5 protein-coding genes are annotated in these 5,740 nt (G+C 39.3%); 2 read left to right on the top strand and 3 right to left on the bottom strand.

Features of this window, described 5'->3' with window-relative positions; genetic code table 11:
* The coding region (locus tag AC1DDX_RS21940; protein ID WP_477622597.1) for a hypothetical protein at window positions 1–90 on the bottom strand (90 nt) is incomplete at its 3' end.
* A gap of 18 nt (window positions 91–108) precedes the next feature.
* Between AC1DDX_RS21940 and AC1DDX_RS21935 the strand changes: the two genes are divergently transcribed.
* The gene (locus AC1DDX_RS21935; protein WP_337714880.1) at window positions 109–1,341 is read left to right on the top strand and encodes a BaiN/RdsA family NAD(P)/FAD-dependent oxidoreductase; all 1,233 of its coding nucleotides are present in this window, start codon (window positions 109–111) and stop codon (window positions 1,339–1,341) included.
* A gap of 13 nt (window positions 1,342–1,354) precedes the next feature.
* Here the strand turns inward: AC1DDX_RS21935 and AC1DDX_RS21930 are convergent, their stop codons facing one another.
* Window positions 1,355–2,137, bottom strand: a complete 783-nt coding sequence (locus tag AC1DDX_RS21930) for a leucyl/phenylalanyl-tRNA--protein transferase (RefSeq protein WP_172663304.1) — start codon at window positions 2,135–2,137, stop codon at window positions 1,355–1,357.
* 260 nt (window positions 2,138–2,397) lie between these two features.
* Between AC1DDX_RS21930 and AC1DDX_RS21925 the strand changes: the two genes are divergently transcribed.
* Window positions 2,398–3,642 carry a serpin family protein gene (locus tag AC1DDX_RS21925; RefSeq protein ID WP_477622596.1) on the top strand — a complete coding sequence of 415 codons (1,245 nt, stop codon included), beginning with the start codon at window positions 2,398–2,400 and terminating at the stop codon, window positions 3,640–3,642.
* A gap of 14 nt (window positions 3,643–3,656) precedes the next feature.
* Here the strand turns inward: AC1DDX_RS21925 and AC1DDX_RS21920 are convergent.
* A partial coding sequence (locus AC1DDX_RS21920; protein ID WP_477622595.1) for an amidohydrolase family protein occupies window positions 3,657–5,740 on the bottom strand: 2,084 nt, incomplete at its 5' end.

Raw genomic sequence — 5,740 nt, 5'->3', positions numbered from 1 at the left:
GTTATAATTGATGGCCTCTTGTATCAGCATTCTGCCCAATTGTCCGCCTCCAAGTATGCCCAATTTTAAATCACTTATCTGTTTTGCCATATCTACTATGAAAAAGTTATGCTTATTTTGCACAAAAATAACAATATAAACGGATTGATGGATGCAGATGCTATAATTATTGGAGCCGGAGCGTGTGGTTTGATGTGCGCCGTACAGGCAGGTTACCTTGGTAAAAAGGTTATCTTGCTGGAAAAAAGCGATAAACCGGGAGCTAAAATCCTGATCTCAGGAGGTGGAAGGTGTAATTATACCAACCTGTTTGCTACCGATGAACAGTTTATATCTAACAATAAACATTTCAGCAAATCGGCATTTACACAGTGGACTGTTGACGATACCGTCAGTTTTTTTGAAGCTTATGGCATCACAGGAAAAGAAAAAACTTTGGGTCAGCTTTTTCCAGATGGCAAAAATGCCAAAGACATTGTAGATGTTTTTACCTCTGTATGTGCTGATTTTGGGCAACAGATTATCTGCAATGCACAGGTATCGGAAATAGAATTTGTTAACGATAGCTCCTTTACCATAAAATATGAAAAAGGGGGGAAACAACGTACTTTAAAGGCTCCCAAGCTGGTAATAACTACGGGTGGGTTGCCTATTCCTAAAATGGGTGCAACAGATTTTGCGCTTCGTTTTGCCAGAAAACACGCCTTAAATATTATCGAAACTGCACCTGCTTTAGTGCCATTAACCATTACAGGTAAAGATGAAGATTGGTACGCTCAGTTATCAGGAAACAGTGTCTTTTGCGAAGTAAGCAACGACCGCATCTCTTTTGAAGAGAATATTTTGTTTACACATTGGGGACTTAGTGGCCCTGCTATTTTACAGATTTCTTCATATTGGAGAAGGGGTGAAGAAATAAATATAGATCTGTTGCCCGGTAAAGATATTACCAGCTTAATTGAGGAGGAAAGAAGAGTAAACGGGAAATCTTTACTTTCAACCCTGTTTAACCGGTTTTACCCTAAAAAACTTACCGATGCAATGAGTAAGTTTTTGCCAATAGAGAAACAGGTAGCATCATTAACCAAAGCAGAGCTTGAATTGATCCATAAAACCATCCACCTGTTTAAGGTAAAACCTGCAGGCGATAAGGGGTATGACAAAGCTGAGGTGATGAGGGGTGGTATTGATACCAATGAGCTTTCTTCTAAAACGCTTGAATGTAAGAACATACCCGGACTGTATTTTGGTGGCGAATGTATAGATGTAACCGGTTGGCTTGGTGGCTATAATTTTCAGTGGGCCTGGGCAAATGGTTATGTAATTGCTCAGAATTTGTAAGACAGTATTTTTCTTAAAATGATAGCTGAGGAACCGTTGGAGTGAATTTAGCCGGGGTGGCTACGGCTTTCATTAAACTTATCCTGAATTCTTCTTTTTCAACATTAACCATTCCATACTGTGTGAACCAGGAATTAGCTGCTCCGCTAAGATGTAAAGTAAATCCATCGTCTTTAAGTTTAACCAGTAAATAGTAAAAAGCGATTTTACTGGCATTGTCAACCGTATGAAATAAGCTTAACGAGGTGAAATATCCATTTATAGCAAGGCCAATTACACCACCAACAAGAATGCCATTTTGGTAAGCCTCTACACTGTGTGCTATGCCCATTTCATGCAGTTCTAAAGCCGATTTTATAAATTCAGGAGTTAGCCAAACCCTGTTCTTTTTACCATTTGTACGGGAACAGCCAGTTATTGTTTCTTTAAAATTGGTATTTACCTTTATTTGTAGTTGTGTTTCCGGTGGTAGTGTTTTTTCTTTTTTTAAACGACGTAACAAATCTTTTTGTGCTTTAAAATCCTGTATTGGGATAATACCCCTTAATTCCGGATCTTCCCAAATGGAGTTTTTACCGCCATACAAATTGGGTAGAAGGTTTTTACCCTGAGAAAATCCTTGAAATATAGTAAAGGGTGTCAGTTCAAAGTGACCATAAGACCAAAGTAATGCGTTGCTTTTACCTCCGGATATTTTTGTTAATCCAAATTGAAAGAATCCCTGCAAAGATCGCTTAACAGATTGTCGGGCATTTTCCGGAATAATTGCAGCTACTTGTTTTGGTAATATCCCCATAGCTTTTTTTACTAATAAATCTAATAAATAGATTCGACATAATATCATATGTATTTCTTGAAATTTAATAAGGTTTTAATTGGGCATTGGCAGGGCCTTAGTAGGGTTTTAGCCCTATCAAGGCCTTACGAACGCCCTGTCAACGCCCCAACAACCAAAGTTTTGATACTGCTTGTAAAAAAGCATTGTGCGAATTCTAACAGACTGTAGCGAATCACCAGATTTATACGTTTAACGAAGCAAACCAAACCATTAACCAGATGAAAAAGAACCACATCTTACTTTTAGCTATTGCCGCTTTAATGATCACCGCCACATCTTGTAAAAAGGATAGCAAACCAATAGACCAGGGAAAAGATCTGATTTTAACTGCGAGAGAGCAACAAAAGGCAGAAGCCGATAATGCTTTTACTTTTAAGCTGTTTAAGGAAACTTTGTTAAAACCATTAGCGGGTAAAAACCTCATGCTATCACCTTTAAGCGTAAGTATAGCTTTGGGCATGACCAGTAACGGCAGCAGTGGCTCAACGTTGGAGGCCATAAAAAATACAATGGAGTTTAAAGATTTTACTGAGGCCGAAATAAACAGTTATTACCACAAAATAACAACTGAATTGCCTCAGCTAGATCCTAAAGCTRCATTAGAAATTGCCAATTCAATTTGGTATGAAAAAACCTTTACACCATTGCCTGGTTTTCTAAAGGTGAATGCCGATAACTATAATGCCGAAGTTGAAGGGTTAGATTTTAAAAGTCCGACTGCAAAAGACAAAATTAATAGCTGGGTAAATAACAGCACACAGGGAAAGATTCCAAGTATAATTGATGAGATCGGTAGTGATATGGTAATGTACCTGATTAATGCTGTTTACTTTAAAAGCGATTGGAAATATAAGTTCGATAAAAACAAAACTGCCAAAGCGGATTTTAATTTAGATGCTAACAATAAGATTCAAACAGATTTTATGGTTGCGCAAGCTTCTGTTAATTATTTAAGTTCACAGGAGGCGAATGTATACGAACTTCCTTATGGGAACGAGAAATATAGTATGGTAATTGTATTGCCTAATGGTAATACTACAATTAATGAATTTGCAGGCTCAATTACTTCTGCAAAATGGAAAGGATGGATGGCAGGCTTAAAGAAAACCGGTATGGAAATAAAAATGCCTAAGTTTAAATTTAGCTATGATATTAAACTAAATGATCAATTAGAACATCTGGGTATGGAAGTGGCGTTTGGTAAAAATGGCTTTGCCGATTTTACAAGAATTAATCCGGACGGGCATTTGGAAATAGACGAGGTGAGACACAAAACTTTTATTGAAGTAAATGAAAGCGGAACTGAAGCCGCTGCTGTTACTTCTGTTGGAATTGAACTCACATCGGTGCAACAACCTTCCGCTGTTCTTATTAATCGTCCATTTGTATATGCAATCCGCGAAATGAAAACCGGACTAATTTTGTTTACCGGTATTCTAAATAACCCGTTACTGGATAAATAACGGGTTATTCGATTTTACTCGCAATTAGGGGTGGTAAAGGTCCAGGTTTCGGCATTTCCTGTTGGGAAACTGTAAACCATACCTTTGCCCATCTCAAACCACAGCTTGCCGCGTAATTTTTCGCGACCGCCAATTTCATTCATCGATAAGCTGTCGTAAATACGACCATTTACCATTACATATTTTATTTTTTCTGAGTTTCTGATGTCGTCCAATGGGTTGGCATCCATAATTACCAGATCCGCAAGTTTGCCGTTTTCCAATGAACCTATTTCTTTATCCATACCTAAATAAGAAGCACCGTTTAGCGTGGCCGATCTGATGGCTTGTAACGGTGTCATGCCACCTTGTACCAGCATCCATAGTTCCCAATGCGCTCCCAGACCCTGGATTTGTCCGTGGGCACCTAAGTTTACTTTTGTGCCGCCGTCAGCAATTTGTTTAACTGCTTTTGATACTTCAATGTGGCCGTAATCTCCGTATTCCGAAGTAGTTCTTCTTCTTGAACGTGAATCTATAATTGGGCGAGGTGTAAATGCCATTAACCTTTCATTTTCCCAAACATTGGTTCTGTCGTACCAATAGTTCTCGCCCCACTGACTGCCGTAACTTACAATAAGGGTAGGTGTGTAGGCCACTTTGGTATTATTCCAGAAAGAAACTACATCCTTATAAACCGGAGCAACCGGGATGCTGTGTTCAATACCGGTATGACCATCAGAAATCATGTTCATGTTGGTAAAGAATGTAGAACCACCTTCTGGAACTACTTCCATTTTTAATAGCCGTGCGGCTTCTAATATTTGCTGACGCTGGTCACGACGAGGCTGGTTGTATGATTTAACAGAGAAGGCGCCCACTGCTTTTAACCTTCTGAGGTGAGATAAAGCATCATCTAAACTGTTAATGACTACCTTGAAATCGCCATCTGCACCATACAATATAGAACCCGTTGAATATAATCTTGGCCCTACCATGCGGCCTGACCTGATCATCTCTGATTGACTAAACACCATTTCTGTATTGCTCGATGGATCGTGTGAGGTAGTTACACCGAAAGCAAGGTTAGCAAGGTATGACCAATCTTGTTGCGGACTAATGCCGTCCGGACTGGTGCGTAAATGTGCGTGTACATCAATAATACCCGGCATTATTGTTTTTCCCGTTACATCAATCACTTTAGCATTCTGCGGTATACTTACTTCGCTTGCTTTACCTACTGCTACAACTTTGTTATGATCTATTATAATGGTTCCTTCTTCAATAACTTCATCACCTTTCATGGTAATTATCCTGGCACCTTTTAAGGCAGTTATACCGTCTGGCACATCTGTTTTAAGACGCAGGCCAATAGAAACACCTATAGAATCTGGTGGCGGAATGGTTTGTGGAGCACCGTCTACAAAATTAAAGGTGTTTTTAATTTCACGACTAAAGTATTGCGGCCCTAATGTCCATAGTAATTTGCTGCCATCATTACTCCAATGCAAATAAGTTCCCGCATCTTTAGTAACTCTGGTTAGCGGAATAGATTTGTTTGTTGATGAAAGCTCTAAAGGCGATCCTGTGGTAACCATCGGGGTGATGTATACATTAAATAGCTCTGTAAATGCCATCCATTTGCCATCAGGGCTTGGGCAAAACTGGGTAACATAGGTAGAGGTGTAATGAGTACGCGGATTGCCGCCATTTAGATCTACACTTTTAAATGCCTTTTTGCCATCCTCATTTCCTTGAAAAAAGATGCGGGTATCGTCTTTGTTAAACTGTGGCTTTATGCCGTTTTCGGAGATCAGTGTTTTTGCTGTTCCATCTGCCGACATGGTAAATATACCTGTGCCGCGGCCATAAGCATATCCTAAAACATCGTTTCCAACGCCTTTACGGTAAACAATTTTATCGCCTTTGGTAGAGTAGGAAGGGGAGTAATAGAGGCCTTTTTCATCAGTAAGTGGTATGGTTTTGCCAGATTTAAGGTCAGCTCTTTTAATGGAGCCTTTAAACTCATCGCTCCAGGTAGTGTAAATTACAAATTTTCCATCCGGACTAATGTCTGGCTCAAATTCAAAATCAATACCATTGGTAACCCTTTCAGGAG

The organism is Pedobacter sp. 10L46_2 (assembly GCF_056395165.1).
Note: the sequence above shows the minus strand (reverse complement) of the source record. Positions and strands in the feature narration are given on the sequence as shown.